22 protein-coding genes, 1 tRNA gene and 1 pseudogene are annotated in these 25,583 nt (G+C 65.2%); 12 read left to right on the top strand and 12 right to left on the bottom strand.

Going from position 1 to position 25,583, the window contains the following annotated elements; all coding sequences use genetic code 11:
- Position 1: 1 nt before the first annotated feature.
- From urtC to urtE, 3 genes are read left to right on the top strand one after another with little or no spacing between them, the layout of a single operon-like run.
- Positions 2-1,186, top strand: a complete 1,185-nt coding sequence (urtC, locus tag ACNA0R_RS06550) for an urea ABC transporter permease subunit UrtC (RefSeq protein WP_415825547.1) — start codon at positions 2-4, stop codon at positions 1,184-1,186.
- Positions 1,187-1,230: 44 nt separating this feature from the next.
- Positions 1,231-2,043, top strand: coding sequence for an urea ABC transporter ATP-binding protein UrtD (urtD, locus tag ACNA0R_RS06555; protein ID WP_415825548.1), 813 nt, complete (start codon positions 1,231-1,233; stop codon positions 2,041-2,043).
- Between the two features lie 2 nt (positions 2,044-2,045).
- Positions 2,046-2,744: an urea ABC transporter ATP-binding subunit UrtE gene (gene urtE / locus ACNA0R_RS06560; protein WP_415825150.1), complete on the top strand. Its 699-nt coding sequence runs from the start codon at positions 2,046-2,048 to the stop codon at positions 2,742-2,744.
- A gap of 3 nt (positions 2,745-2,747) precedes the next feature.
- On the opposite strand, the gene ACNA0R_RS06565 is transcribed toward urtE, so the two are convergent.
- Complete coding sequence (locus tag ACNA0R_RS06565) at positions 2,748-3,806, bottom strand: DUF481 domain-containing protein (protein WP_415825151.1); 1,059 nt, start codon at positions 3,804-3,806, stop codon at positions 2,748-2,750.
- A 292-nt stretch (positions 3,807-4,098) separates the two neighbouring features.
- Here ACNA0R_RS06565 and ACNA0R_RS06570 point away from each other — a divergent pair.
- A tRNA-Gly gene (locus ACNA0R_RS06570) sits at positions 4,099-4,174 on the top strand.
- Positions 4,175-4,226: 52 nt separating this feature from the next.
- Here ACNA0R_RS06570 and ACNA0R_RS06575 read toward each other — a convergent pair.
- On the bottom strand, positions 4,227-7,055 hold the full coding sequence (locus ACNA0R_RS06575) for an autotransporter family protein (RefSeq protein WP_415825152.1): 2,829 nt from the start codon (positions 7,053-7,055) through the stop codon (positions 4,227-4,229).
- 494 nt (positions 7,056-7,549) lie between these two features.
- Between ACNA0R_RS06575 and ACNA0R_RS06580 the strand changes: the two genes are divergently transcribed.
- The 5 genes from ACNA0R_RS06580 to ACNA0R_RS06600 all read left to right on the top strand — a co-directional run bounded on the left by ACNA0R_RS06580 (position 7,550) and on the right by ACNA0R_RS06600 (position 13,503).
- On the top strand, positions 7,550-8,776 hold the full coding sequence (locus ACNA0R_RS06580) for an alpha/beta hydrolase family protein (RefSeq protein ID WP_415825153.1): 1,227 nt from the start codon (positions 7,550-7,552) through the stop codon (positions 8,774-8,776).
- A 78-nt stretch (positions 8,777-8,854) separates the two neighbouring features.
- A complete protein-coding gene (locus ACNA0R_RS06585; RefSeq protein ID WP_415825154.1) occupies positions 8,855-10,114 on the top strand; it encodes an MFS transporter in 1,260 nt (419 codons plus the stop codon).
- Between the two features lie 32 nt (positions 10,115-10,146).
- Positions 10,147-11,676 (top strand): LVIVD repeat-containing protein, encoded by a 1,530-nt coding sequence (locus tag ACNA0R_RS06590; protein ID WP_415825155.1) that lies wholly within the window; start codon positions 10,147-10,149, stop codon positions 11,674-11,676.
- Between the two features lie 22 nt (positions 11,677-11,698).
- Positions 11,699-12,688, top strand: a complete 990-nt coding sequence (locus ACNA0R_RS06595; protein ID WP_415825156.1) for an amidohydrolase family protein — start codon at positions 11,699-11,701, stop codon at positions 12,686-12,688.
- A gap of 32 nt (positions 12,689-12,720) precedes the next feature.
- A complete protein-coding gene (locus ACNA0R_RS06600; protein ID WP_415825157.1) occupies positions 12,721-13,503 on the top strand; it encodes an IclR family transcriptional regulator in 783 nt (260 codons plus the stop codon).
- A 31-nt stretch (positions 13,504-13,534) separates the two neighbouring features.
- On the opposite strand, the gene ACNA0R_RS06605 is transcribed toward ACNA0R_RS06600, so the two are convergent.
- From ACNA0R_RS06605 to ACNA0R_RS06625, 5 genes are all read right to left on the bottom strand, one after another.
- Complete coding sequence (locus ACNA0R_RS06605; RefSeq protein ID WP_415825158.1) at positions 13,535-14,380, bottom strand: ABC transporter permease; 846 nt, start codon at positions 14,378-14,380, stop codon at positions 13,535-13,537.
- The gene (locus tag ACNA0R_RS06610) at positions 14,377-15,153 is read right to left on the bottom strand and encodes an ABC transporter permease (protein WP_415825159.1); all 777 of its coding nucleotides are present in this window, start codon (positions 15,151-15,153) and stop codon (positions 14,377-14,379) included. The genes ACNA0R_RS06605 and ACNA0R_RS06610 overlap by 4 nt, the downstream gene beginning before the upstream one ends.
- Positions 15,150-15,932, bottom strand: a complete 783-nt coding sequence (locus tag ACNA0R_RS06615) for an ABC transporter ATP-binding protein (RefSeq protein ID WP_415825160.1) — start codon at positions 15,930-15,932, stop codon at positions 15,150-15,152. The genes ACNA0R_RS06610 and ACNA0R_RS06615 overlap by 4 nt, the downstream gene beginning before the upstream one ends.
- Positions 15,929-16,990 carry an ABC transporter substrate-binding protein gene (locus ACNA0R_RS06620; RefSeq protein WP_415825161.1) on the bottom strand — a complete coding sequence of 354 codons (1,062 nt, stop codon included), beginning with the start codon at positions 16,988-16,990 and terminating at the stop codon, positions 15,929-15,931. The genes ACNA0R_RS06615 and ACNA0R_RS06620 overlap by 4 nt, the downstream gene beginning before the upstream one ends.
- A 130-nt stretch (positions 16,991-17,120) precedes the next feature.
- A complete protein-coding gene (locus ACNA0R_RS06625) occupies positions 17,121-17,540 on the bottom strand; it encodes a RidA family protein (RefSeq protein WP_415825162.1) in 420 nt (139 codons plus the stop codon).
- 247 nt (positions 17,541-17,787) lie between these two features.
- Here ACNA0R_RS06625 and ACNA0R_RS06630 point away from each other — a divergent pair, with 247 nt between their 5' ends.
- Positions 17,788-18,723 (top strand): LysR family transcriptional regulator, encoded by a 936-nt coding sequence (locus ACNA0R_RS06630; RefSeq protein ID WP_415825163.1) that lies wholly within the window; start codon positions 17,788-17,790, stop codon positions 18,721-18,723.
- A gap of 42 nt (positions 18,724-18,765) precedes the next feature.
- On the opposite strand, the gene ACNA0R_RS06635 is transcribed toward ACNA0R_RS06630, so the two are convergent.
- Positions 18,766-19,527, bottom strand: coding sequence for a YdcF family protein (locus tag ACNA0R_RS06635; RefSeq protein WP_415825164.1), 762 nt, complete (start codon positions 19,525-19,527; stop codon positions 18,766-18,768).
- Between the two features lie 237 nt (positions 19,528-19,764).
- Here ACNA0R_RS06635 and ACNA0R_RS06640 point away from each other — a divergent pair, with 237 nt between their 5' ends.
- Positions 19,765-21,171, top strand: a complete 1,407-nt coding sequence (locus ACNA0R_RS06640; RefSeq protein ID WP_415825165.1) for an MFS transporter — start codon at positions 19,765-19,767, stop codon at positions 21,169-21,171.
- Between the two features lie 73 nt (positions 21,172-21,244).
- Here ACNA0R_RS06640 and ACNA0R_RS27260 read toward each other — a convergent pair.
- On the bottom strand, positions 21,245-21,350 hold a 106-nt coding region (locus ACNA0R_RS27260; protein ID WP_462935912.1), incomplete at its 5' end, for a hypothetical protein.
- Between the two features lies 1 nt (position 21,351).
- Positions 21,352-22,258, bottom strand: a pseudogene (locus ACNA0R_RS06650) (alpha/beta fold hydrolase); the annotation flags it as partial.
- A 241-nt stretch (positions 22,259-22,499) separates the two neighbouring features.
- On the opposite strand from ACNA0R_RS06650, the gene ACNA0R_RS06655 reads away from it, so the two are divergent.
- On the top strand, positions 22,500-23,519 hold the full coding sequence (locus ACNA0R_RS06655) for an alpha/beta fold hydrolase (protein WP_415825166.1): 1,020 nt from the start codon (positions 22,500-22,502) through the stop codon (positions 23,517-23,519).
- A gap of 9 nt (positions 23,520-23,528) precedes the next feature.
- Here the strand turns inward: ACNA0R_RS06655 and lhpH are convergent, their stop codons facing one another.
- Complete coding sequence (gene lhpH / locus ACNA0R_RS06660) at positions 23,529-24,536, bottom strand: trans-3-hydroxy-L-proline dehydratase (protein ID WP_415825167.1); 1,008 nt, start codon at positions 24,534-24,536, stop codon at positions 23,529-23,531.
- A 16-nt stretch (positions 24,537-24,552) separates the two neighbouring features.
- On the bottom strand, positions 24,553-25,533 hold the full coding sequence (locus tag ACNA0R_RS06665) for a Bug family tripartite tricarboxylate transporter substrate binding protein (RefSeq protein WP_415825168.1): 981 nt from the start codon (positions 25,531-25,533) through the stop codon (positions 24,553-24,555).
- Positions 25,534-25,583 lie beyond the last annotated feature (50 nt).

The following is a 25,583-nucleotide window of genomic DNA, read 5'->3' on the forward strand; positions in this document are numbered from 1 at the left end:
GATGTCGCCTTCCATGGACCTGGCCGCGATGGCGCGGCCGCCCCTGTATTCCCGGCGCGCCTGGACGGCACTGGCGCTGGTCGCGCTGATCCTGGCCCTGCCCCCGCTGCTGAACCTGGCGTTTCCCCCGGGCAGTCCGCTGCACATGTCCTCGTACATGGTGGCGCTGCTGGGCAAATTCATGTGCTATGCGCTGGCCGCGCTCGCGCTGGACCTGGTCTGGGGCTACGCGGGCATCCTGTCGCTGGGCCACGGCTTGTTCTTTGCGCTGGGCGGTTATGCCCATGGCATGTACCTGATGCGCGCCATCGGCCACGATGGCGTCTACAAGAGCGACCTGCCGGACTTCATGGTGTTCCTGAACTGGAAGTCCTATCCCTGGTACTGGTCGTTCACCGAGCACTTCTGGTACGCCGCGCTGCTGGTGGTGCTGGTGCCCGGTGTGCTGGCCTTCGTGTTCGGCTACTTCGCCTTCCGCTCGCGCATCAAGGGCGTGTACTTTTCCATCATTACCCAGGCGCTGACCTTCGCCGCCATGCTGCTGTTCTTCCGCAACGATACGGGCTTCGGCGGCAACAACGGCTTCACGGATTTCAAGCGCATCCTGGGCTTCGACATTACGTCGGCGGGGACGCGGGCCACGCTGTACTGGATCACGCTGGCCTTCCTGGCCGGTTGCCTGGTGCTGGCGCGCGCGGTCACGCAGTCCAAGCTGGGGCGTGTGCTGACCGCCATACGCGACTCGGAAAGCCGCCTGCGCTTCATCGGCTACGAGCCGCTGGGGTTCAAGCTGTTCGTCTGGACGCTGTCGGCGGTGATGTGCGGCATTGCCGGCGCCCTGTATGTGCCACAGGTCGGCATCATCAACCCGGGCGAGATGTCGACGGAAAACTCCATCGAAATGGTGATCTGGGTGGCCACCGGCGGGCGCGGCACGCTGATCGGCCCCATCCTGGGCGCGGGCGTCGTCAACGGCCTGAAGACCTGGTTCACCAGCGTATTTCCCGAGTTCTGGCTGTACGCGCTGGGCCTGATCTTCGTGCTGGTCACGCTGTTCCTGCCGCAGGGCATCGTCGGCCTGGTGCGGCAACTGGCGGCGGCGCGGGCCGACCGGCGGGCACGCGCGCAAGGCACGCCACCATCCGTCGACGCGGGTCCGAACGGTGAAAGGAGGGTCACGGAATGAGCCGCGAAGCAATACCGCCGCACGTGCCGGTCGAGCCGCCGCTGATGGAAGGCGACGGCCCCAGCGGCAGCGCGAGCTATGGGCGCGTCAACCCCAAGGACGTCGACACCGCGCATGGCGCGATCCTGTATCTGGACGGCATCACCGTCAGCTTCGATGGCTTCAAGGCGCTGAACAACCTGACGCTGGACATCAGCGTGGGCGAACTGCGCTGCATCATCGGGCCCAACGGCGCCGGCAAGACCACGATGATGGATGTGATCACCGGCAAGACGCGCCCCACCTCCGGGACCGCCTTTTTCGGCCAGAACATCGACCTGACGACCTTGAACGAAGCGCAGATCGCGCATGCCGGCATCGGTCGCAAGTTCCAACGCCCCACGGTTTTCGAGAACCATACGGTGTTCGAGAACCTGGAACTGGCGATGAAGACCGACAAGCGCGTGCGGCCCACGCTGTTCGCGCGGCTGGACAGCGCGCAGGCGGACCGCATCGCCGACACGCTGGCGCTGATCCGCCTGACGGCGGAAGCCTACCGCCCCGCCGGCCTGCTGTCGCACGGGCAGAAGCAATGGCTGGAGATCGGCATGCTGCTGATGCAGGAACCGCGCCTGCTGCTGTTGGACGAGCCCGTGGCCGGCATGACGGATGCCGAAACCGAACGCACCGGCGAACTGCTGAACGAACTGCGCGGCCGCCATTCGCTGATGGTGGTGGAACACGATATGGACTTCGTCACCGGTATCGCAGGCGACGGCAAGGTCACCGTGCTGCATGAAGGCTCGGTGCTGGCCGAAGGCAGCATGGCCGACGTGCAGTCCCATCCGCGCGTCATCGAAGTCTATCTGGGGCGCTGAGGATGCTTGACGTACAAGCCATCAATCAATACTACGGCGGCAGCCATACGCTGCGCGGCGTGTCGCTGGACGTCAGGCAGGGCGAATGCCTGGCCCTGCTGGGCCGCAACGGCGTGGGCAAGACCACGCTGCTGAAATGCCTGATGGGCGTGCTGCCGCTGGCCAGCGGCAAAGTGCTGTTCGACGGGCAGGACGTTTCGAAGCTGCCGCCGCACCGGCGCGCCGCCATGGGCATGGCCTATGTGCCGCAGGGGCGCGACATCTTCGCCCGCCTGACGGTCGAAGAGAACATCGTCATGGGCATGGCGGCGTTCTCGGGCGCCAAGGCGCGCCGCATCAAGGACGAGGTCTTCGATCTGTTTCCCGTGCTGAAGACCATGCTGGCGCGCCGCGGCGGCGATTTGTCCGGCGGCCAGCAGCAGCAACTGGCCATCGCCCGGGCACTGGTCGCGGAACCTAAACTGATCATCTTCGATGAGCCGACCGAAGGCATCCAGCCTTCCATCATCAAGGACATCGGCCGCGTGATCCGGTTGCTGCGGGAACGCGGCGACATCGGCATCCTGCTGTGCGAGCAGTACTTCGACTTCGCGCACGAACTGGCGGATCGTTTCGTCGTGATGTCGCGCGGCGAGGTGGTGGCGCGCGGCGAACAGGCGGCGATGGGCGACGCGGAAGTCCGGCGCCATCTTTCCGTCTGAAGCTTAGAAATTCCAGCCCACGCCCGTACCGTAGATCGACTCATTCATGCTTTCGCGCGTACCGGTGACCAGGTCGCGCGCATATTTCACGTACAAGGACAGCGTGCTGTTGATGTTGTAGCGCAGGCCGACCTCGCCATTCAGGCCGAATCCCGAAGTGTCCAGGGCCCGATAGAACTCACCGCTGGTGTACACCTGGAACTGCTTGCCACGCAGATAGCGCGAATAATTCCAGCGCAAGCCCCCGGCATAGAAGCCGTCATGGCCGCCATCGCTATAGCCGTATTCCACCCGGCCCACCAGCGCCGATAGCGCGAACGCGCCCAGCTCGTCATCCCAGAACTGATAACCCGGTCCGGTGCCGTAGGCGGTCTGCCGGCTGACCTCTTCGACGAAATCGCGCTTGTAGCGGATGCGCCCTTGCCAGAAGGCCTTGTCGGTCAGGAAGCGATCCAGGGCGTAATCGCCGCCGTAGTTGTCGGTGCCGACATCGTCGCCATCCTTGCTGCGGTTGTACGCGGCGCTAAGGACATTGCGCCACAGGCCGCGGCGCGCATCCAGCGAGAACGCGCCCGCGAAGTTCTGTGAATTGACGGACGCGGTCTTCTGCGCCAGGGAAACGTCCAGTTTGCCTTTCACCGCGGTTTCGCCGAGCAGGGACTTGGGCGCCGTCATGCTGTCCAGCGATGACAGCGCCACGTCGGTCTTGACGTCGTTCTCGCCGTCGGGCCTGCGCTCCACGCCTTCGACCACCACCTTGCCCTGGTCGGCGCGCACCAGCTTGGCGTAGTAGTCGTGCTCCACGGACTTGTCGCGTATGACCAGCTCCTTGTCGCTCTGCAGGGTCTTCACGTGCTTGAATTGCAGGCGCACTTCCCCGCCGTAGGGAGTGTTTACCAGCAGGACGCCGCTGTCCAGGGACAGGATATCGCCGGTGATGCGGTCGCCGTTGTCCATCCAGACCGTAGCGGCCTGCGCGCAGGCGGCGAACAAGGCCAGCAAGGACAGGAGCAGGAAACGGGCAATGCGGCGGCACGTCGCCGCGTAGGCGTGATTCGGCATGGCGTATTCGAGAGGTGTGGCGTGTTTGGAAGGGCGAGCCGCGCGCTGCCAGGCAGCTCTGCCATCAGAGCCCACATCCTAAAGACTCCACAGGGATGGATGTAACGATAGGCTGAGCAGGTAAGCGGTCGTAGCCCGACGCGCGCCCCCGTTCCAAGGGGCATACGCGGCTGCTGATGCTTCTTGTATCTTCCCCGTTGCCCCTGTGTGACGCCGGAAAGACAGCCGCGAAGATTTATGTATAATGCCGGTCTTGCTGCTGACCGAGGCCCCGCGCCAGGGCAGCCAGTATGCGGGAATAGCTCAGTTGGTAGAGCGCAACCTTGCCAAGGTTGAGGTCGCGAGTTCGAGACTCGTTTCCCGCTCCAGATTCCAAAAAGCCCAGACTTCGGTCTGGGTTTTTTTATGCCCTGGCGACACTCAGAACCGCATCGCCACCTTGAACACCCCCGCCTGCTGCCGGTTGCCGCCGCCGAACTGCGCGTCGTAGCTGATGGCGGCCGTGGTGTTGCGGGTGATGGCCATTTCGATGCCCAGCCCAAGGACGGCGGCGTCGCGGGCGATGGGGACGCCGGCGACGGTGAAGGTACTGCCGCCGTCGAATGCCAGGTCCTGCCTGGGCGTCACGTCGCCCATGGCGTGGCGCCAGCCCAGCGTGGCGGTCAGACGGCCCGGCGCGCGGGCGGATTCGAACAGCCACGCGCCGCGCAGGCCGAGCGTGGTGCTGGTCACGTCGCTGGAATCCGCCGACCCATGCAGGGCCGCCGTGCCGCCCGACTCGTCGAAAGCGCGCGTGCGCAACTGGTTCCACGCCACGCCGGCGAACGGTTCTATGGTGTAGGCCTCGCCCAGCGGCAGGTTGTAGCCGAGCTCGCTGAACAACTGCGTCGACGATGCGTGATAGGAGGACTCCAACTGCTGGTTCAGGCTGCCCGCCGCCACGTCGCGCTTCGTGTCGATATCGTGCCAGGTGTAGGCGGCGCCGGCCGTGAAGCGGAAATGGCCGGGGCCGGCCGGGAAGTTCCTTCCGCCGAACACCGTCGCGGTATAGCTGTCGATGCTGCTGCGCGAGGACACATCATCGATGGAACTGTGGCTGCCGATGTAGCCCACCGCGCCGCCCAGTCGCCAGCCGCCACCCACCGCGCCGTCCCCGCCGACGAACAAGCCGCCATCGGATTGCCGCACGCGTGACGCGTTGCCGTCGCCCGAAAACGTGCGCCAATTGCCGAATACCTGCGCCCAGACCGGCAGCGCGCCGCTCTGCGGTAACGCATCGGATGACGGCGCTCCGAGTTGAGCCGTCGGCCGCCCCGCCACCGCCGGTGCGTCGAGATTGGCGCGCAAGTGGGCCATGGGCAGGGCGCGGACGGTATCGCTCAGGCCCTGCAGCACACTGGCGTTGCTGGCGTAGGCCTCGCCGGACAGCATGTTCAGGGCCGAGCGTGCCTGATCCGGCGTCATCGCAAGAACCGCCTCGGCTACCTGGCTGGCTCCGGTGCCGCTGGCCGCGCCGGCCACGGACCCGGCGAGGCCGTTGCCGCCAGCCGACCCGGCACCCGCCGCGCCCGCGCCGCCAGTCCCGCCGGAACCGCTTGCGCCGCCATTGCCCGCCGAAGGCGAGCCGCTCCCGCCAGCAGGCGGCGCTTCGTTGTCCAGCGCGCCGCCCACGCTGCCCTGGTTGCCGGTGTTGCCGACGCTGCCGATAGGCACGTCGTTGCGCGTCAACGTCATGAAGGCGTTCTTGGGATCGTAGGTCAGCGTCGGCGTCAGGAACGCATAGTTGCTGGATACGCCCGCAAACCGGCCTTGTATGCCCCCATCCGCCGTCAGGATGTTGTACGTGGCGCGTGGCGCATAGTTGCCATCGGGCCCCACATGCGCCACGGTGCCGTCCAGGTAGGCGATGCCGGTGACATGGATGTGGTCGCTGGCGCTGCTGGCCGGATCGGCGTGCACGCGATAGATCGAGTCCTGCCCGAAGGTGAGATTACCGTTGACCGTCAGCGTACCGATCGGGGAAGCATCGTTGCCCGGCGAAATGACGGCGGTGGGATAGAGCGTGGTGGTTCCCACCTGGCCCACACCCGCCAGCACTACCTCACGGCCGATATCGACGGGACCGTTCAGCTTGCCATTGATTTCCAGCGCGCCGTCGGCGATCAGGATGGGGCCGCTCAGCCCGCTGCTGTCGGCGTTCAGGATGACCGATCCAGGGCCGGTCTTGACGAAGCCGCTGGTGCCTTGCAGGGGGTTATCGATGGTATCGACGAACTGGCCCGAGGCGTAGGTGCCGTCGCCGACGACGATGGCCGGGGGATTGCCGCCGCTGGCGACCAATGTGATGGGAGCCCCCTGCAGCCGGTATCGGTCGGTGGCGAACTGCAGTCCCGACACGCGGACCGGGCCGGCGCCGCCATCGACGGTCACCAGGCCGGGCGCGCCGGTAAAGATGGCGTATGCCCCGTCAGGCAGCGCTCCGGTGGCGTTGGCGGGGCTGTTCCAATTCGTGCCGGATGCCGTCCATGTGCCATCGCCGCCGCCGGCGCGGGTGGCGGACGCCAGGCCATTGCCGTTCCACAGATTGGTCGTGCCTGGGCCGAGGATAAGGTTGACCTGCTTGTCGCCCGTCAGCGATTGGATGGTCGCGGCGGGCAGCGAGTCGCCAGTGACCGTGCCCAGGGCAAGGCCGCTACCGCTCAAGGTTCCGCCGTATGACAGGATGCGGTAATAGCCGGCGTTGACGCCAAGCGTATTCACCGAGACATTCAGCGTCGCATTATTGAGGGCGACGTTGCCGCCGACGGTGATGTTATCGCCGGTGCCGGGCTGCGTGATGGGCAGCCCCGCATAGCCGGTTTCGAAGTCGAATACGGCATTGTTCATCGACAGATTGCCGGTAACCACCATATTGCCGTTGGACACGCCCGTAGGCGTACCGACGGGATACCCGGGCGCGATACGTGAGCCCCCGGTCATGCTCAGATCGCCGTTGATCGAACCAAACCCGCCGATGGTCGCGCCGGACGTCGCCGCAACGCCGCCGGTGATGGAAACACCCGCGCCGGGACCATTACTGCCCACCACCAGCGTGCCGCCATTGACATCGACGCCGCCTGGAAAGCTGGCCGAGCCATCGAAGATGCGCGTATCGCCCGGTCCTATGACGAGGTCCGCGGCCATCGCGCCGCCGCAGCAGGATGCGCCGAGCGCGAGCGTCGCCTTGAGCAGTTGCTTCGTTTTCTTCATCGAGGTGGATCCCCTTCTACGCTTGCCGCCGCCTCCGCGGGACGGCGTCCATGGATTTGCCATACCCCCAACACTCCCCGGAAGGATGAGCATTCGCAAAAAAGCGCAATGTATATGTCTTTTTTGGCAATACCAAGCATTTAGTGCGTAGATACCATCCATTTCGTCGAAGATACATACTAGATAGCATCCGAACGATGTATGCGGGCACACTGGATACCATCCGGACCGGCCGGGCTGCGGCCCCTTGCCGGGGCAGTTCGGATTCCCGGATTGCGAGAACCCGGGGAGCACTCCGCGCAGGAAGGCGCGCCAGGACGCTAATCGTTTTCCCGAGAATTTATTGCTATCTGGGAAAAGCCCATATTCCCCTTTGACCGTGTTTTCGCCACGCCACTAGGATCGATTCCGACAGTGCAGCCGCCCGTCCCCACGCATGGAAACGCGACGCGACCGAGGCTGCCTCTCACCCATCCAAGCCTGGGAGTCGGCACATGGCGGAAGCGCTACTGATCGATCAAGTCACCGATGTCACGCATGGCGTATATCAGCCTTACGGCTGGCATCACTGGCCCAATTACCCCTGGATGAGCTATCAGTTTCGCCGCGCGCTCGGTGAAACCCAGGAAGGCGGCGGCGCGGTGTCCGAATGCTTTCTGGCGGCCAGCCGCATGGTGCCGGGCGACAAGGAAAGCTGGCACCGGGAATGGCAGCGGATCGCCGATTTCAACCAGGCGCGGGGCGACGAAGCCTATGCCAAGGGGCACATCCGCACCGCGATGAACTGCTGGCTGCGCGCCGCGAACTATTACCGCCACACCGAGTTCTGGCTCGAGTATTCGGACCCGCGCCGGCTGGTCGCCTTCACCAACATGGAGGAATGCTCGCGCAAATTCATCGAAAACCTGAACCCCGCGGGCGAGGTCGTGCGGATCCCCTACGAAGAGGGCAAGCCGCTGTACGCCTACTTCGTGCGCGCGCCTTTCGACAACGGCAAGCAGCCGGTCCTGATCTGCATGGGCGGCCTGGACTCCATCAAGGACGAGATGTGGTTCATGCAGGCGCACAGCGCGTTGCAGCGCGGTATCTCGGTCCTGATGATCGATGGTCCGGGCCAGGGCGGGACCCTGCGCCGCCACAAGATACCGACCCGACCGGACTACGAAGTACCGGTCGGCAAGTGCATCGATTATCTACTGACGCGCCAGGACGTCGATCCGGCGAGGATCGCCGTCTGCGGATCGTCGCTTGGCGGCTACTACGCCGCCCGCTCAGGCTGCTATGAGCACCGGCTGGCGGCCGCCATCTCGCATGGCGCGATCTGGTCCATCACCGAACTGTGGGCCAATGCCGGGGAAGACCATGGCCTTGCCGACCACATCAAGACCGTGTTCGGCGCGGCCTCCATGAAAGAGGCGCTGGAAAAAGCGCGGCCCTTCACGCTCGAAGGGCACCTCGATCATATGCAATGTCCTTACCTGATCGTCCACGGCGGCCATGATGTGCTTGGCGTCGCCGCGGCGCAAAAGGTCGCCGATTACGCGCAATCGAAGGGCGTCGACGTGACGTTGCGCTTCGTCACCGAAGACGAAACCGGCGCCGACCACTGCCAGCATGACAACCCGACCATAGGCCAGGAATTGATGATGGACTGGCTTGCCGACGTGTTCGGGATCGATGAGCGCGAACTGCGCAAGTCGGCGATGTATCCATTGATCTGAAGTCGACCAGCGGCGGCACTGGTCCTGCCGGCGTCGCCGACCGGCCGCGCCGCGAGCCGTCCCCAAGGGAGAAATATCATGCAGAACCGCTACGCCGCGCTTGCCATGTTCCTTATCCTGCTGTTGTCCTACGTGCTGAACGCCGTCGACCGCACCCTGTTCTCCGTCCTGGCCATCGAGGTGCGTAACGCGATGAATCTATCGCTGCCGCAGGTAGGCCTGGCGTCGACCTTGTTCACCCTGGGCATGGGCCTGGCCGCGATACCGACCGGCTATCTGCTGGGCATACGCTCGCGCAGATCGGTGGTGATCCTGGGCCTGGTGATTTTCTCCCTGGCCACGCTGATGACGGCCTATGCGCAAGGGCTGGCGGACCTGCTGGCCTATCGCTTCATCTCCGGCCTGGGCGAAGCCATGCAAGCCACGGCGATCATCGCCATCGGCGCCAGCTACTTCTACAAGCATCGCGCGCTGGTCACGGGGTCTGTTTCGTCCGCCTATGGCGTCGGCGCGTTCCTGGGCCCGACCAGCACGGCCGCCCTGCTGAACGCATACGGCTGGAAGCAGCCCTTCATCGTCTTCGGCGCGGTCGGCGTCGTTGCGATGGTGATGGTCTGGCTATGGGTCAAGCCGTGGTTCAGCGAAAGCCGTGCAAACGAATCGTCGACGAACAGCGCGGACAATCGCACCCCATACCGCGCCAATGAAACCATCTGGAATCCGACCACGGTCACCTTGGGCCTGGCCGCGATCTGCGCCGGCGTCGCGGTCTATGGCTTCTCGGGCCTGTACCCGACCTATCTGCGCAACGCGCTGGGGTTCACACCGGCGCAGGCGGCCTATGTAATGAGCGCCATCGGCATCGGGGGCTTCGTGGCGCCGCTCAGCGGCTGGCTGGGCGACCGTCTCGGCTATCACAAAGTGCTTTTCCTGGCGCTGCCGCTGGCGGCGCTGTCCGGGGGCATCGCGTTCACCGAACTGGACCGTTCGGTGTTTCTGCATGCCCTGGCCGCCGGCGTGTTCGGCGTGTCGGTGTTGAGCCTGCTCTATTCCAACCTGTCCGCCATCATCATCGAATCCATGACCCCGGCCAAGACGGCCCAGGGATCGGGCATGTTCATCGCCAGCTATTACATCCCCGCTGCCTTCGCCGGCTACCTGCTGGCCGAGCTGAAGGAAGTATTCGGCTGGACGGCGGCCGGCATTATCCAGACCTCGGGCTTCGCGATCCTTTCCATGATCCTGGTGCTGATCGCCACCACGATGCGCCACAAGGCCGCGCGCCCGTCCGCCGCGGTCGAGTTGAGCCCGGGACACCAGCCGGCGCACAGACTCTAGGTCCAAGCGCCACCATCCACAGGAGATCCACAATGGCGGAAATCGACGATCAAGCGCTTGCTTCAGGGACCGATGCCGAACGCATCGTCGGCGTCATGCCGGGTGGGGGCACGGTACCCCTGCGGCTGCCCGCCGGCGCCTTGAACTATCTGGACCGGAACCAGTACATCTCGAACATGGAGGTCATCGACTTCTTTCCGTCGATCAAGCTGACCATCTTCGGCGACGAACACTCCTGCATGTGGGCCAAGGGCGAACGTCGCCTGATCGCCTTCGAGGGCGGCTGGGTCGACATCACCGATCCCCGCAAGGCGACCGTCATTCCGGAAGGCAAGCTGTCGACCTTCCAGAGCTGCGTCTACAACGAAAACCTGAAGAAGTGGATACGCGTCGTCGCGCATCAGATGCCCTTAACGCCCGGCACGATGGAGTATCCCCGCGGCAAGTACCACCAGGAGTACGCCGACAAGGCGAAAAGCCATGCCGGCTTTCGCGGCATCAAGACGTATGACGTCACCGATCCCGAAAAAACGGTGCTGTTGAACGAGTTCGAAACGGGCAGGACCGGCCATGGCGTGCACCTGCCCTTCTACGACGGCGGCAAGTATGCCTATCTGGCCTGCGGCTGGGACGACCAGTTGCGCATGGAAAGCACCGAGCGCGTCTACAGCAACGGGCTGATGATCGTCGACATGTCCGATCCGGCCAACGTAAAGGAAGTGTCGCGTTGGTGGGCGCCGGGCCAGCGGCTGGAGGAAGAGGAGTATTACCGGGCGACCTATCCCTTCGCCGGCGACCAATGTTCGTGGACCTGCAACCGCACGCCCTGCATCGTGCCGGTCCGCGTCGAAGATGGCGGCACCGTGGGCTACGGCGGCTGGGGGCATTTCGGCATGTACGTCCATGACCTGTCCGACATCCGCAATCCCAAGGTGTATGGCAAGGTCACGCATCCGCTGGAAGCGATCGGCGGCATCCCCTACCACCATGTCGTGCCGGTGACCGCCGATCCGCGGCGCTATCCGCAATTGCAGAACCTGGTGATCGCGATACCCGAGTCGCTGGAATCCGACTGCCGCGAGCCCTTCCACACCAGCTACGTCGTCGACGTAAAAGATCCCGCCCATCCACGCATCATCGGCCTGTTCCCGCGTCCGATGCCGCATCCGGATGCGCCCTACAAGGACTTCGCGATGGCGCGCGGCCGCTTCAGCTCGCGCGTCATGCAGCATTGGATTGCACCTGGCCAGGCGCGCCCGGATATCGTGGCGTTGTCCTATCTGAATGCGGGCCTGCGTCTCTTCGATATTTCCGATCCGACGGCACCGAAGGAAGTCGCGTACTTCGTGCCGGCGCGCGACGGCGACATCCACGACTACATGAGCTGGCGCCGCGGCACATCGGAAGCCGTCTTCATCGAATGGGACCGCAAGCTGATCTGGCTATCGACGCATGCCGGCCTCTATCTGCTGTCCGCCCCCTTCCTGGGTACGCCGGTACTCAAGCCCATGGCCGTGAGCCAGTGGTCGGTGCCGCACGTGAACGTGGGCTGGGAAGGATAACGAGCGGGAGCGCCGCAACGCCATGCAGATCGATATCCATAGCCACGTCATTCCCGATCGCATCGTCGCCGCAATCGCCGCCGATCCCGGACGCTTCCAGGCGCGGATAGTCGGCGATGGCGCCGCGCGCAAGGTGATCCACGACCAGGGCTACGTCTATCCCCTGTTCGACGAATTCCACGTCGTCGATGCCAAGCTGGACGCAATGGACCGCAAGGGCATCGAGATGTCGGTGATCTCGCCGGCGCCGCCGATGTTCTATTACTGGGCGGACGCCGATCTGGCGCTGGAAGTCGCCGGGCTGGTCAATGACGGCATCGCCGACATGGTGGCCGAGAAGCCCGGCAGGCTGCGCGGGATGGCAACCGTGCCCATGCAGCATCCCGACGCCGCGGTCGCCGAACTGGAGCGCGTGGTCCGCGAATTCGGCTTCAAGGCGGTGGAGATCGGCACCTCCATCGAAGGCGCCCAGCTTGCCGAGGAGCGTTTCCGGCCTTTGCTGCGGCGCGCCGCCGAACTGGGCGTCTTTCTATTCGCGCATCCTTACTACGTCGGCGCCAAAAGCGGCCTGGAAAACTACTATCTGACCAATCTGATCGGCAACCCGCTGGACACGACCGTGATGCTGGCCAACCTGATGTTCTCCGGCCGGCTGGACGAACTGCCCGACCTGCGGATCGTGCTGGCGCATGGCGGCGGCTTCGCACCCTACCAGATCGGCCGGCTGGTCCACGGACACGCCGTGCGCGCCGAAACGCATGGCGCCAGCAAATCATCGCCCAAGGAATTGCTCAAACGCATCTACTTCGACAGCCTGGTGTTCGAACCCCAGGCGCTGCGTTATCTTATCGATCTGGTCGGCGCCGATCAGGTCTGTATCGGCACGGACGCACCATTCGACATGGCCGATGACGATCCGGCGGCTACGCTGGACGCGGTGCCCAGGATGACACCCATGGAGCGCCATTGCGTCTGCTGCGGTACGGCCTTGAAGCTGCTGCGCGAAGGTTGAAGCCATGCATCGGCGCCGCCCGGTGCGTCGGCATGAAGCAGGAGGAAAGCGTGACCGGCGCCACATCGACTTCCCAAACCGTCGGCCGGGCCATCCAATTGATCCGGTTGGTCGCATCGAGCAAATCGCACAACCTGCGCCTGATCGACATCGCTGAAATGGCGTCGCTGGACAAGTCCACGGCGCACCGGCTGCTGCAGCGGCTGGTGCAGGAACGCATGCTGGCGCGCGATCCGGGCAGGCGCGGCTACCGGCTGGGACCGCTGCTGCACGAGCTGGGCCTGGGCGCCCTGCCGGAAACGAATGTGGAAGAGGCCGCCGAGCCCGCCCTGCGGCAACTGGCCCGGATCACGGGCGACATGGCATTCCTGAGCGGCCGCAGCGGGCTCGAAATTGTCTGCCTGCGACGTATCGCCGGCAATTTCGAGATCCAGACCCTGGCTCGCAATGTAGGGGACCGGCATCCGTTGGGCATAGGCGCCGCCGGCCTGGCGATCCTGGCGGCGATGAACAATAACGACGCGGACGTCGCGATCGAGGCCATCGCCCCGCAACTGGGCCGCTACAACCTGACGGAAGAAGTCCTGCGCGAGCGGATCATACAGACCCGCCGGCGCGGCTACGCACTCGATGAAGGCAGCGCCGCGCTGGACATCGTTGCGCTGGGCCGGGTCGTGCGCAACCGCGGCGGCGTGCCGAGCGCGGTGGTCTTCGTGGCCTCCATCAGCAGCCGCATGACGGAAATGCGACAGCGCATGATCGACAAGCACGTCCTGGAATGCGTCGCTTCGATCGAGGCCGCGTTGGTCCGATAGCGATCCGGGCCGCGTCCTTGTCCGCCGCAGGTCAATCGTCTTGCTCGTCCTGCCAGGGAATGATCCGGGCGCGCAGCGCCACCAGCCCCCTGTCCAGCACGACACCGGACAGCAGCATCAACACAATGCAAACGAACACGGTAGGCGTTTCGAAGAAGCGCTGTGCATACATCAGCACCGCTCCCAGTCCGCCGCCGCCGGCGACCATTTCCGCCGTATAAGCGGTGATCAGGGCCACCGGGACGGTAACGCGTATGCCGCTGAAGATGGCGGGGACGGCCGCGGGCAGGACGACGCGCCACAGCACACGGCGCGGCGTGGCGCCCATGGCGCGGGCCGACCACAGCATGACTGGGGGCACCGAAATCGCGCCTTCGTACGCCGCGATAATCATGGGAAACACGCAGGTGAACGCCACCAGCAGCACCTTGGACAGGCTGTCTATTCCGAACCAGAGAATGAAGATGGGCATGAACGCGATCTTCGGCGCCGGAAAAGCCACCGCCACCAAGGGGTCCAGCACACGCCGGAACCAGCGGATGCGAGCCATGCCCAGCCCCAGCGCGATACCGGCGGCGACCGCCAGCAGCAGGCCCAGGAAGGCGCGATACAGGCTCAGCAGGACCGGCTGCACGACTTCCTGCGAGGACAACAAGGCAAGGAACTGGCGCGCCACGGCCATGGGCGAAGGCAGGAACATGGGACGCGCACCGCCCCACTCCGTCATCGCGAACCACGCGGCGATGACCAGGGCGAACGGATAGAGCCCGAGCAGCCCCCGCCATAGACGGCGCAGCACGGCGCCGCCGGACCGGTGGGCGGAGGCGCCGGCATCGACCTGCGCGGACATCACCGGGCGCTTCGATCCGGCCATCATGCGGCCTCCCGCGCCTGCGAGGATTCATGCCACCGCAGCAACCGCCCGGTCAGCAACACCATCAGCCTGTCCATGGCATAGGCCAGGATCACAATGGCCAGTATGCCGGCGAACATATAGGCATAGGAGCCGTTCTCGCCATACTGGAACACCAGTTTTCCGATGCCCGACTTCGCGGCGATCATCTCGGCCGACAGCGTGAGCACCCAGGAAAAACCCAGCGCAATGCGCACGCCGGTCAGGATATGGGGGGCGCTGGCGGGCAGCAGTACGCGCGTCAGTATCCGGTGGAACGGCGTCCCGAAGGCGCGCGCGCTCCACACCAGGGCGGATGGCACCGCCTTCACGCCGTGATAGGTATTGACTACCACCGGAAGCAGGCTGGACAGGAACACCGTCAACATATTCGTCGTGTCACCCACCCCGAACCACAACACGAATAGCGGCACCAGGGCTGCCTTGGGCAAGGAATAGGTCGCGGCGACCAGCGGCCCGAAGAAACCGTTCGCGCGGCGCGACGTCGCCATGAGCAGCCCCAGCATCACGCCCGCCGCGGAACCCAGCACCAACCCGCCCAGCGCGCGATACGCGGATATCGACAAGTCGCGCCAGATGTCGCCTTCGCCCACCAATTGCCAGAACGCCGCCGCCACCTGGTGCGCGGGCGGCAGGAAGGCCGGATTGACGAGGCCCGCCACGACCACGGCTTCCCATAACAGCAGCAGGCCCAGCAGCGGCAAGGCGCGGCGCAGATGGAATGCGGCGGAAGTCATGCGGGCTCCGTGTCCACCACGGCCTGTCGGCGCACCGACAGCCATACCCGGTTGCGCAAGGCGTTGAAGGCGTCGGACAGCATCAGCGCTTCGCGTCCCTGCGCGCGGTCGAGGTCGACGTCGAATTCCTCCACCACCGTACCGGGACGGCGGCTCATCACCACGATGCGGCTGGACAGGTATACCGCCTCGCTGACGTCATGGGTGATCATGATGACGGTGGTCGACGTAGCCTGCCAGATGCGCAGCAGCTCGTCCTGCAGGCCTTCGCGGGTTTGCGCATCCAGCGCTCCCAGGGGTTCGTCCAGCAGCAGTATGCGCGGCCCGCAGGCCAGCGTGCGGGCAATGGCCACGCGCTGCTTCATGCCGCCGGAAAGCTCCTTGGGATAGCGGTTCTCAAAGCCGGCAAGCCCGATCAGGCCGACGTAATGCCGGACGATGCGCTCGCGTTCCGGCGCCGGCTTGCCAGCCTCTTTCAGCCCGTATTCGATATTGCCCGCGACGGTCAGCCAGGGAAACAGCGCGTACTCCTGGAACACCACGCCGCGGTCCACGCCGGGACCGGTCACGGGCTTGCCGGCCGCCTCGATGGCGCCCTGCTCCGCTTGCAGGAAACCGCCGATCAGGTACAGCAGCGTGCTTTTGCCGCACCCCGAGGGACCGACGATGGAGACGAACTCGCCTTCCCGTATGGAAAGATTGACGTCGCGCAGGGCCATGACGTCGCCATGGCGGGAGCCGTAGCGCTTGGAAAGATTGCTGACGGCGATGAAGCTCATGACCCGCAGGTTCCTGGCAACAGGCTGGAATCCAGATAGTCGGCGATCTTCAAGGGCCTGGGTATCAGGCCTTGTTCCACCATCGCGTCCACCGGCCGCTGGATCAGGTCGGCATTGACGCAGGCATTGCGGTCGCGGTAATAGTCCTTGCCTGTCATGAAATACGAGTCCAGCACTTCGGGCGGCGACTTGGTGAACGCCGCGGTCAGCGCGATAGCCTGCTTGCGATTGGCGGGATCGTAGAACCACTGCAGTCCGCGCACATAGTCGGCCAGGAAGGCGGACACCGCGGCGCGGTTGGACTTGATGAAGCCGCGCGTCGCCACCTGGAAAATCGGCGCATAGGTGCCGAAGGCATCGCCGCCGTTGAACAACGCGCGCAGGCCGCCCTTGGCGGTTTCATTGACCATGAAGGGGATCACCAGGACGCCGCAGTCGATGCGCTTCTCGCGCAGCGCCGCGCCGATGTTGGGAAACGCCACCTCGACGATTTCCACGTCCTTGCGGGCATCCAGGCCGCTCTTCTTAAGCCGCACGCGCAGCCCCAGGTCCACCGCCGAGCCATAGGCATTCACGCCTATGCGCTTGCCGCGCAGGTCTTCCACCTTCCGGATCGGCGAACCGTCGAGCACGAAGAAAGTGTTCGCCGCATAGCCCGGCTTGGCGTCCTGGTAGTTGTCCGCGACGATGGACAGGCCGTCCGGCACCGCGCCTTTCAGCATCAGCGTCGCGAAAACGGAAAACGATAGGGTGGCCATGTCGGCCTGGTCCGCCGCCAGCAAGGTGGCGGCCTCGGGCGTGCCGCGCGTATAGGTCATGTCGACCACGTAGGCTTTACCGTACTGCCGCAGGACGTTCTTCTGCATCCAGTCCAGGAAAATCACGGTCTCCATTTCGTTGGGACCTATGCCGCCGCCGGTGGCGTAGCGGATTTTCACCGGTGACGGTTGGGCGACCGCCCATGCCGGCAGGCCCAGGGCCGCGCCGCCGATGGCCGTGGCGCCCGCCCGCAGCAGCGCGCGCCGGGACCGCATGATTCCACTGTTGTTTCCGCTCATCGTCGTTTTCCCTTGTGTCGTATTTTCTTCGGGCCCGGCCGCCTTGCCCGCGCAAATCGCGGCAGGGTTCCCGCTACTGGTTCCCGCTGCAATGCCGGGATATTTCCTATGGATGCGTCCGTTCCGCCGCTTACGCCGTCGGCGGCGCGAGGACGGCCATTGCTTCTATTTCCACCATGAAATCCGGATGCGATAGCCGGGTGACCTCGACGGTGGTGCTGGTGGGCAGACTGGTCCCCAGGTACTCATGGCGCGCATCGACGTGGCGGAAGAACTCATCGATCCTGGTGGTGTAGGTGGCCGTGCGCACCAGGTCATCCAGCGTCGCTCCCACCGACGACAAGGCAATCTTCAGGTTGGTCCCGACCTGGTGTATCTGCGCGGCCATATCACCGGCCCCGACGATATCGCCATCGGCGTTGCGGGCCAGCAGCCCCGACACGAACACCAATTTATAGCCGCCCAGATCGACCGAAACCACCGGCGAATAGAGCGTCCTCCCCCCTACGATGCGTTTGGACAGGCCGTCCGGAAACACATTGGCGCGCATGAAAATCTCCGCATTGGTGCGCCAGGCACTGATACAGTGCGGCGCGAGTCGCCGCGCGCGGCGGCATGGATGGCTTGCGGAAATTCTATGGGCGCGCGGCGGCTGCGATAAGCCGTCCGCCTGGAATTTATCTTTTTCCATTCGTTGACGAATCGGCGCACCGTTCGTAACCTTTGCGAGAGCTGAATGCCGCCGCCCTGCTCCGCCGATTCGCTTCGCCGCCGTTACGCCACGGGTACAAGCCTGTATGCACAATCCCATCGACATGATCGTGTTCGCCAAGGTCGTCGAACACGAAAGCTTTTCGGCTGCCGCCCAGCATTTGCAGATGTCCGCGTCGGCGGTCAGCAAGCATGTATCGCGCTTGGAGCAGTCGCTGGGCGTGCGGCTGCTGAATCGCACCACACGCCGGCTGAGCCTGACCGAAGTCGGCGAAGCCGTGTTCGCCCACTGTGCCCGCATGTCCAGGGAGGCCGAGGCCGGCGAGCGGGTGGCCGGCCATTTCGCGGCGGAGGCGCGCGGCCTGCTGCGCATCGGGGCGGCGTCGGCGTTCGGACGGCTGTACGTCGCGCCCGCCATCCCGGAATTCCTGCGTCTGCATCCCCATCTATCCATCGAACTGACGATGAGCGATCGCCTGGCGGATTTCGTGAAGGAGCGCTTCGATCTGGCCATCGGGGCCGACGTGATACCGGGCGCGAACCTGGTCGCCCGCAAGCTTGCCGACGTGCGGTGGGTCGTGTGCGCCAGCGATGAGTACCTGGCGCGCCACGGCACCCCACGCACGCCCGCCGACCTGGAGGCGCACAACTGCGTGTTTTATCGGTCTTCGGTAACGTCGGGCGAGGTATGGCGCTTCCGCGCCGGCACCGCGGAGTTCGCGATTTCCGTGCGCGGCCGCTACCTGGTCAACGATAGCGAGGCCGTCTACCGCGCCACCCGGGCGGGCGTGGGCGTCGGTCTGATGCCGACCTTCGCCATCGGCTCGGATGTCAAGGATGGCCGGCTGCGGGTACTGCTAAGCGAGTACGAGGCCCTGGGCACGTTCGGTTCGCATGTGTGGCTGCACTACGTCGCAGGGCCCTTCGTATCGCCCAAGATACGGGCATGCGTGGATTATTTCGCCGAACGCTTCCGGCATGACCTGTATTGGGACAAGCTGGAGTTGACGGCCGCGAGCTGACGCCGCCCATGGAGCCGGCCGCGACCGCCCGCGTCGCGCTGGTCACGCCTGGTCCGGCAAGGTTCTTGCCGGGTTCCACCCCATGGCGTTGTAGACATGGTAGCGCGCGATGCCGATGAATTCATGCAACGCGAAATCCGCCACGGCAAAGTTGTACGACAGCGGCAGCCAGGATCCCACCGCCTGCAGGTATTCCGCCCGCACCGGCACCGGGGCCACGCCAAAATGCGCGAAGTACATCAGGCCGCGGCGCAGATGTATGCCCGACGAAACCAGCACCACCCTGCCGGCGCCGTAATTGGCCAGCGTCAAACTGGAAAACTGCGCGTTCTGCCAGGTGTTCATGCTATTTGCTTCCGACAGAATATCCGCCGCGGGAATGCCGATATCCATAAGGGCGGTTCGGTAGACGGTGGCTTCCGGCATGCCATGGCGCCGGGCGTCGCCGCCGCTGACGATGATCTTGCAATCCGCCTGCGTCGCATGGCAGTTCCGATAAAGCGCGGCGGCCTCGACCAGGCGCGGGTATGAAAAGAAGCCTGGCTCTATGCCTTGCGAGCCGGGTATCCTGGCGGTGCCGGCCCCCAGCAGCACGATGGCGTTGCGTTCCACCCATTGCACCGTGGGCCGCGCCGCGTAGGGGGATTGCAGATCCCCCAGCAGCCAGGCGGGAATGGGACCGCAGCCGACCGCCAGGAATAGCGCGACCGCGCCGCCATAGCAGGCTTTGCCGGTGCGCCGCCATCCAAGAAAAAGAAACAAGGTGGCGATCGCGACGATGGCGACAAGCACAGTAAGCGTCATACGAATTCAGCGTGTTTAAAGGAAGAGCGCCTGAGTGCCGCGACTCCGCGCCGGGTTCATATCCGCGGCGCCGGAACTGACAGCACCATGAATCCATTTCAATCGCTGCTCAGCATTTTGACAAGGCCCGGGTCCATGGCGAGAATGTAGGCCGCCCGGGCCCGCCGCCCCCCGGCTGCGCGGTGCCCGGCGCCCAGGGAGCCCGGCCGTGGACCTTGAACCCCACCATAACGATCTGTGAATCCGCATAGCAACTTTCGCATCATCGCCGTGGTGGTCGCCACGACACTCTTCATGCAGAACATCGACAGCACCGCCATCGCGACGGCGCTGCCCGCGATGGCGCGCGACATGAACGTGAACGCCGTGCACCTGAGCGCGGCCATCACGTCCTATCTGGTCGCGATGACGGTTTTCATCCCGGTCAGCGGCTGGGTGGCCGACCGCTTCGGCGCCAAGCGGATTTTCATGTGCGCGATCTTTCTGTTCACCGCGGCGTCCTGTTCCTGCGCCCTGTCCAATGGCTTGGGTGAACTGGTCATCGCGCGCATCGTACAGGGCGCCAGCGGCGCGATGATGGTGCCGGTGGGCAGGCTGGTACTGCTGCGCGGCGTGCGCAGGGAAGACCTGCTGTCCGCGACCACCTGGCTTTCCATGCCGGCGATGGTGGGACCGGTGATCGGGCCGCCGCTGGGCGGTTTTCTGACGGACACGTTCTCCTGGCGCAGTATCTTCTGGATCAATCTGCCCATAGGGATACTCGGCCTGGCGCTGGTCTGGCGGCTGATTCCGCGCTCGGACACCGAGCGGCCGCCCAGGCTCGACATCCCCGGGATGACGCTGATGGGCATCGCCATCAGCGTCTTCATGATCGGCGTGGAGACCGTCGGCAGAGGCATCGTGGCGCCGCAGCTGCCCTGGCTGGCGATCACCGTGGGCCTGCTGTTCTTCGGTTTGACGGTATGGCATTGCAAGCGCGTGCCCAATCCGGCCATCGACTTTTCGCTGCTGTCCATTCCGACCTTCAAGGCGGCCACGGCGGCGGGCAGCCTGTTCCGCGCGGGGGCGGGCGCCCTGCCCTTCATGGTGCCGCTGACGCTGCAACTCGGCTTCGGGCTGTCGGCTTCGCGTAGCGGCATGCTGACACTGGCCAGCGCCGTGGGGGCGTTCTGCATGCGGCCGATGGCGCAGTTTTTCCTGCAACGCTATCGCGTGCGCACCATTCTGTTGGGCGGCTGCTATGCCTTCACCGCCACACTGCTGATCTGCGCGACGCTGACTTCCGCTTGGCCGGAGAGCGCCATCTTCGTGCTGTTGTTGTGCGGCGGCCTGGCGCGCTCGCTCAACTTCGCCTGCATGAATGCGCTGACCTATGCGGACATTCCACCGCCCAAATTGTCCGCCGCGACCTCGTTTTCCGGCACGGCGCAGCATCTGCCGCGCGCCGCCGGCGTCGCCGTGGCCGCGGGCGTGATGCAGCTTTCCATGCTGGCCGCCGGGCGCGACCATGCGGAACATTGGGACTTTGCGTGGTCCTTTATCGCGATCGGCGTCGTGGTGCTGGCTTCCGTGCCGGGCTATGCCGCGCTGGCGCCGGAAGCCGGCGCGGGCATTTCACGCGGGCGGTCACGCAAGGTGACCTGACCAGCGCCGCCTCTACCACCGTGCCACTTCGAGGATCGCATCCGCGAACTCGCGCGGCGCTTCCTGCGGCAGGTTATGGCCCACGTCGCCGGGCAGGTCGATGTGCCGGTACTTGCCCGTGAACTTCTTCGCGTAGGCGGCGGGCGGCGGGTGCGGCGCGCCATTGGCCGCGCCCTCCANTGGTGATGGTCGGCACGCCGATGGCCGGCAGCTCGGCCAGGCGCTTTTCCAGCACGTCGTATTGCGGCTCGCCTTCGGCCAGGCCGAGGCGCCAGCGGTAATTGTGTATGGTGATGGCCACATGGTCGGGATTCGCCAGCGAAGCCGCGGACCGTTCGAACGTCGCGTCGTCGAAGCGCCATTTCGGCGAGGCGGTTTTCCAGATCAGCCTGGCGAAGTCATGCCAGTTCTTTTCGTAGCCCAGGCGGCCGCGCTCCGTCGCGAAATAGAACTGATACCACCACGCCAGCTCCGCGTCCGGCGCCAGCGGCGCCTGGTTCAAGGCCTGCGTGCCGATCAGATAGCCGCTGACGGACACCATGGCCTTGCAGCGCTCGGGCCACAACGCGGCGATGATATTCGCCGTGCGCGCCCCCCAGTCGTAGCCGCCGATGACCGCGCGCCGGATCTGCAGCGCATTCATCAGCGCGATGATATCGGCCGCGACCGCCGCTTGCTGGGCCGTGCGCCCGGTATCGGCGGACAGGAAGCGCGTCGTGCCATAGCCGCGCAGATGCGGGACGATGACGCGATAGCCCTTGGCCGCCAGCATGGGCGCGACGTCGACATAGCTATGGATGTCGTAGGGCCAGCCGTGCAACAGGATCACCACCTGGCCGTCGCTCGGGCCCGCCTCCGCATAGCCGATGTTCAGCGCGCCGGCGTCTATCTGCTTGATGACGGGGAAAGAACCGGCGGCACGCCCCGTCCTGGCGTTCGGAACGCGGGCGTTGCCGGTGTCGGGGCTGCTCGCGGGTGGCGTGGCGTCGGCGCGCGCCAGTGCGGTCATGCCCAGCTCCACGGCGCCGATACCGGCGGCCGCGGTGCCCAGGAAACGGCGGCGACGTTTGTTGATCTGATCCGACATCGGTGGTGCTCCTGTACGTGGTGGTTGCGGTGCGAATCGCGTCTTGCGGATTGCAGGCATTACAGCGGGCCGATGTATCAGGCGTTTCTTCGGTTGGTATGGTGCCGGTATCGACGTGTACCGTCCCGGGGCGTCCGTATACAGTGCGATACATTGCGACGCGGCCAGCGGCTAAGATGGGCGGTCGTCCGCCGCGATGGCCGGTCACGTCCCACACAGTTGAGCGCGGGAGGATAAGCGCATGCATGCAACGACGGTATTCCCCCGGACCGGGCTGCCCCGGCTGACCGCATCGGCTGTTTTGGCGGCTTCGGCTGGATTGGCCGCTCTGGCCATGTGCGCCGGAAACGCCGCCCGGGCGCAGCCGGTAAGCTGGCAGGAAGCCATGGTGTGCGGCGCCGATCCGCAACGTCCCGACGCCCAGCCAGGTCGCGGCGGCCAGCTTTCCCAGCGCTACGTGATCACGCCGCAGGCCACCATCGGCTATTACCGCTTCGGCCAGGGTACTCCCATCGTACTGGTCACGGGCTATCGCGCCACCATCGCCAACTGGAATGCGTACTTCCTGGGCGAACTCGCCAAACGGCATGAGGTCATCGTGTTCGACAATCGCGGCATCGGCGCTTCGGCGCCGCGCACGGCGGACTACGGTATCGACGACCTGGCGCGGGACACGGCCACGCTGATGCAAACCCTGCGGCTGCGGGACGTGACCGTGGTCGGATGGTCCATGGGCGGCATGATCGCGCAGACGCTGTTGACGCATCAGCCCGAGCAGGTCCGCAATGCCGTGCTGATGAACACGGCGCCGCCCGGTCCGGCGGGCGTGCCGGTGCCGGAACAGGCCATGCACGTCCTGTCCGGCGGACCCGGCATCACGTTTTCGCAGGTCATGGCGGTGCTGTTCCCGGCGAATGTCCGCGAGCAGGCGGACCGCTGCTTCGTCCGCGACATGTTCCGCCCCGCCGACTATGGCGCGGTACAGGTTCCCGCACAGGTCGCCCAGGCGCAGGATGCCATCCTGCGGGCATGGACGGCGGACCGCCAGGCCTTTGCCGCGCTGGAGCACATCGGCGTGCCGGCGCTCGTCGCCTACGCAAGGGACGACGCCATCCTGGCGCCCCGCAATAGCGAGGCCTTGCTGCAGGCGCTGCCGGGCTCCGCGTCGCTGGAAGTCGACGATGCCGGCCACGCGATGATGTATCAGTATCCGCGCGCGCTGGCGCGCCGCATCAGCGAATTCGCCGATACGGGCCGCTAGGGTTGCGGGCTACCGCACCAGAAAGCCGTTCTTCAGCGGATCGCGATCGTCCAGCACCCAATTGGCAAATCCATGGATACTGGCCTGCCCGGACACCTCCGGGACCACGGCTTCGTACGGTCCCACCGCGGTACGACGGAGCGCCCGCCCGCGCATCAGGGTGCCGATAACGGACTCGTTCTGGAATGGTTCATCCATCGCCAGCTCGCCGCGCGCCACCAATTGCGCGATACGACCCGCGGTGCCGGACCCGGTCGGCGAACGATCGACCTGCCGGTCGGCGAAGATGCAGCAGTTCGCCTGCGTCGAGCCGGCATGGCGCGGCGCGCCACTGATGATGGTGCCGTAGATGTGATTCAGCTCCGGCACCAGCGGATGCACCACCGGATATGCCCGGTTGGCGGCGGCCTTCACCTCCGCGCCGAAGCGGATCAGTCTTTCGATATCGGATTCATTGACGACCAGGCCGTGCGGCGCGCCGTCGGTATAGAAATAGAAAGCGCCGCCGAAGGCGATATCGCCGGTGACCCGGCCAAAGCCGGGCGTATCCACCGATACATCGCGCATTACCAGGAAAGACGGCACATTGACGAAACGCACGTCGCCCGCGCGCTCGCCGTCCCATTGCACGAAGGCCTCGATATAGCCGCAGGGCGCGTCTATGCCTACGCGCGTTTCCGGCTTCGTGCGTGCCACCCAGCCCAGCTCTACCGCGGCCGTCGCCAAGGCAATGACGCCGTGGCCGCAGTGATCGCTATAGCCTTCGTTGTGCACGAAGATCACACCGAAGTCCGCGCCCGGCGAGACGGGGTCGGTCAAGTATCCGGCATACATATCCGCATGGCCGCGCGGTTCGAAGATCAGCGCCCGCCGCAGCTCGTCCAGGTTTTCCTTGACCCAGGCGCGCCGCTGCACGATGGAAGCGCCCGGAAAGCGCGGCAGCCCGCTGGTGACGATGCGGAACGGCTCGCCTCCCGTGTGCGTTTCCACGGTGCTGATCATGCGTTCGAATTTCATGCGGGTTTCCGGGCGGTCAGTTCGGCTGTATGCCGGCGTCCTCCGCCACCTTCTTCCACAAGGGGATTTCTTCGGCGATGCGCGCGGCGAATGCCTTGGACGTACTGCTTACAGGCGTGATGGACATGCCTTCCACCCGCTTGCGCACGTCGGGATCTTCCATGATGGTCTTCATGGCGGCTTCCAGTTTACCCACCACGGCGGGCGGCGTGCCAGCCGGCACGAACAGGCCGCTCCAGAGCTCCACATTCATGTCGATGCCCAGTTCTTTCAGCGTGGGCGTGTCGGCCAGGAAACTGGTCCGGCTCGGCGACGTGACGGCCAGAGGCCGCACACGGCCGCCTGACACGCCCTGCATGGCGGGCCCGGAATCCGCCAGCGTCATCGTGGCGTCGCCGGTGCTGACGGCCATCACCGATTCGTAGCTGCCCTTGTACGGGATGTACTCGAACTGCGTATTCGTGCGGCGCTTGAACAGCTCCGTGATCAGTTGGAACGATGCCGAACTGGCGCTGTAGTTCGACTCGCCGGGATGTCCCTTGGCATAGGCGATCAGATCGGGCAGCGACCCGGTGTCGGGATTGGACTTCTGCGTCAGCAGCACAAGGGGAAAGGTGCCGACCAGCGACACCGGCGTCAGGTCTTTCTGCGGGTCGTAGGGCAGCTTCTTGTACAAGGAAGGATTGAAGGAAATCGGGCCGCTCGCGCCCATCAGGAGCGTGTAGCCGTCGGGCCTGGCCTTGGCCACGAAATTCGCGCCGATGATGGAGCCGGCTCCGGGCTTGTTCTCCACGATCACCGGCTGTTTCAGCAAGGTGGACATTTTCTCCGCCACGACGCGTGCCAGGAGGTCGTTGGCGCCGCCGGTGCTGTAGCCGACCACGATCGTGATCGGCTTGGAAGGATAAGCGTCATCGGCGCGGGCCGACGGCGCGGCCAGCATGGCGCCGGCCAAGGCCAGCATGCCGAGGCCGCGCAGGGTGCAAAGCATCTTCATTCATGTCTCCAGGGTTTTGTATGGTTCGCCGTCTTATGGCGACGGCTTGG

Origin of the sequence: Bordetella sputigena, from assembly GCF_965137885.1 — a bacterium.
GTDB lineage: Bacteria > Pseudomonadota > Gammaproteobacteria > Burkholderiales > Burkholderiaceae_B > Bordetella_C > Bordetella_C sputigena.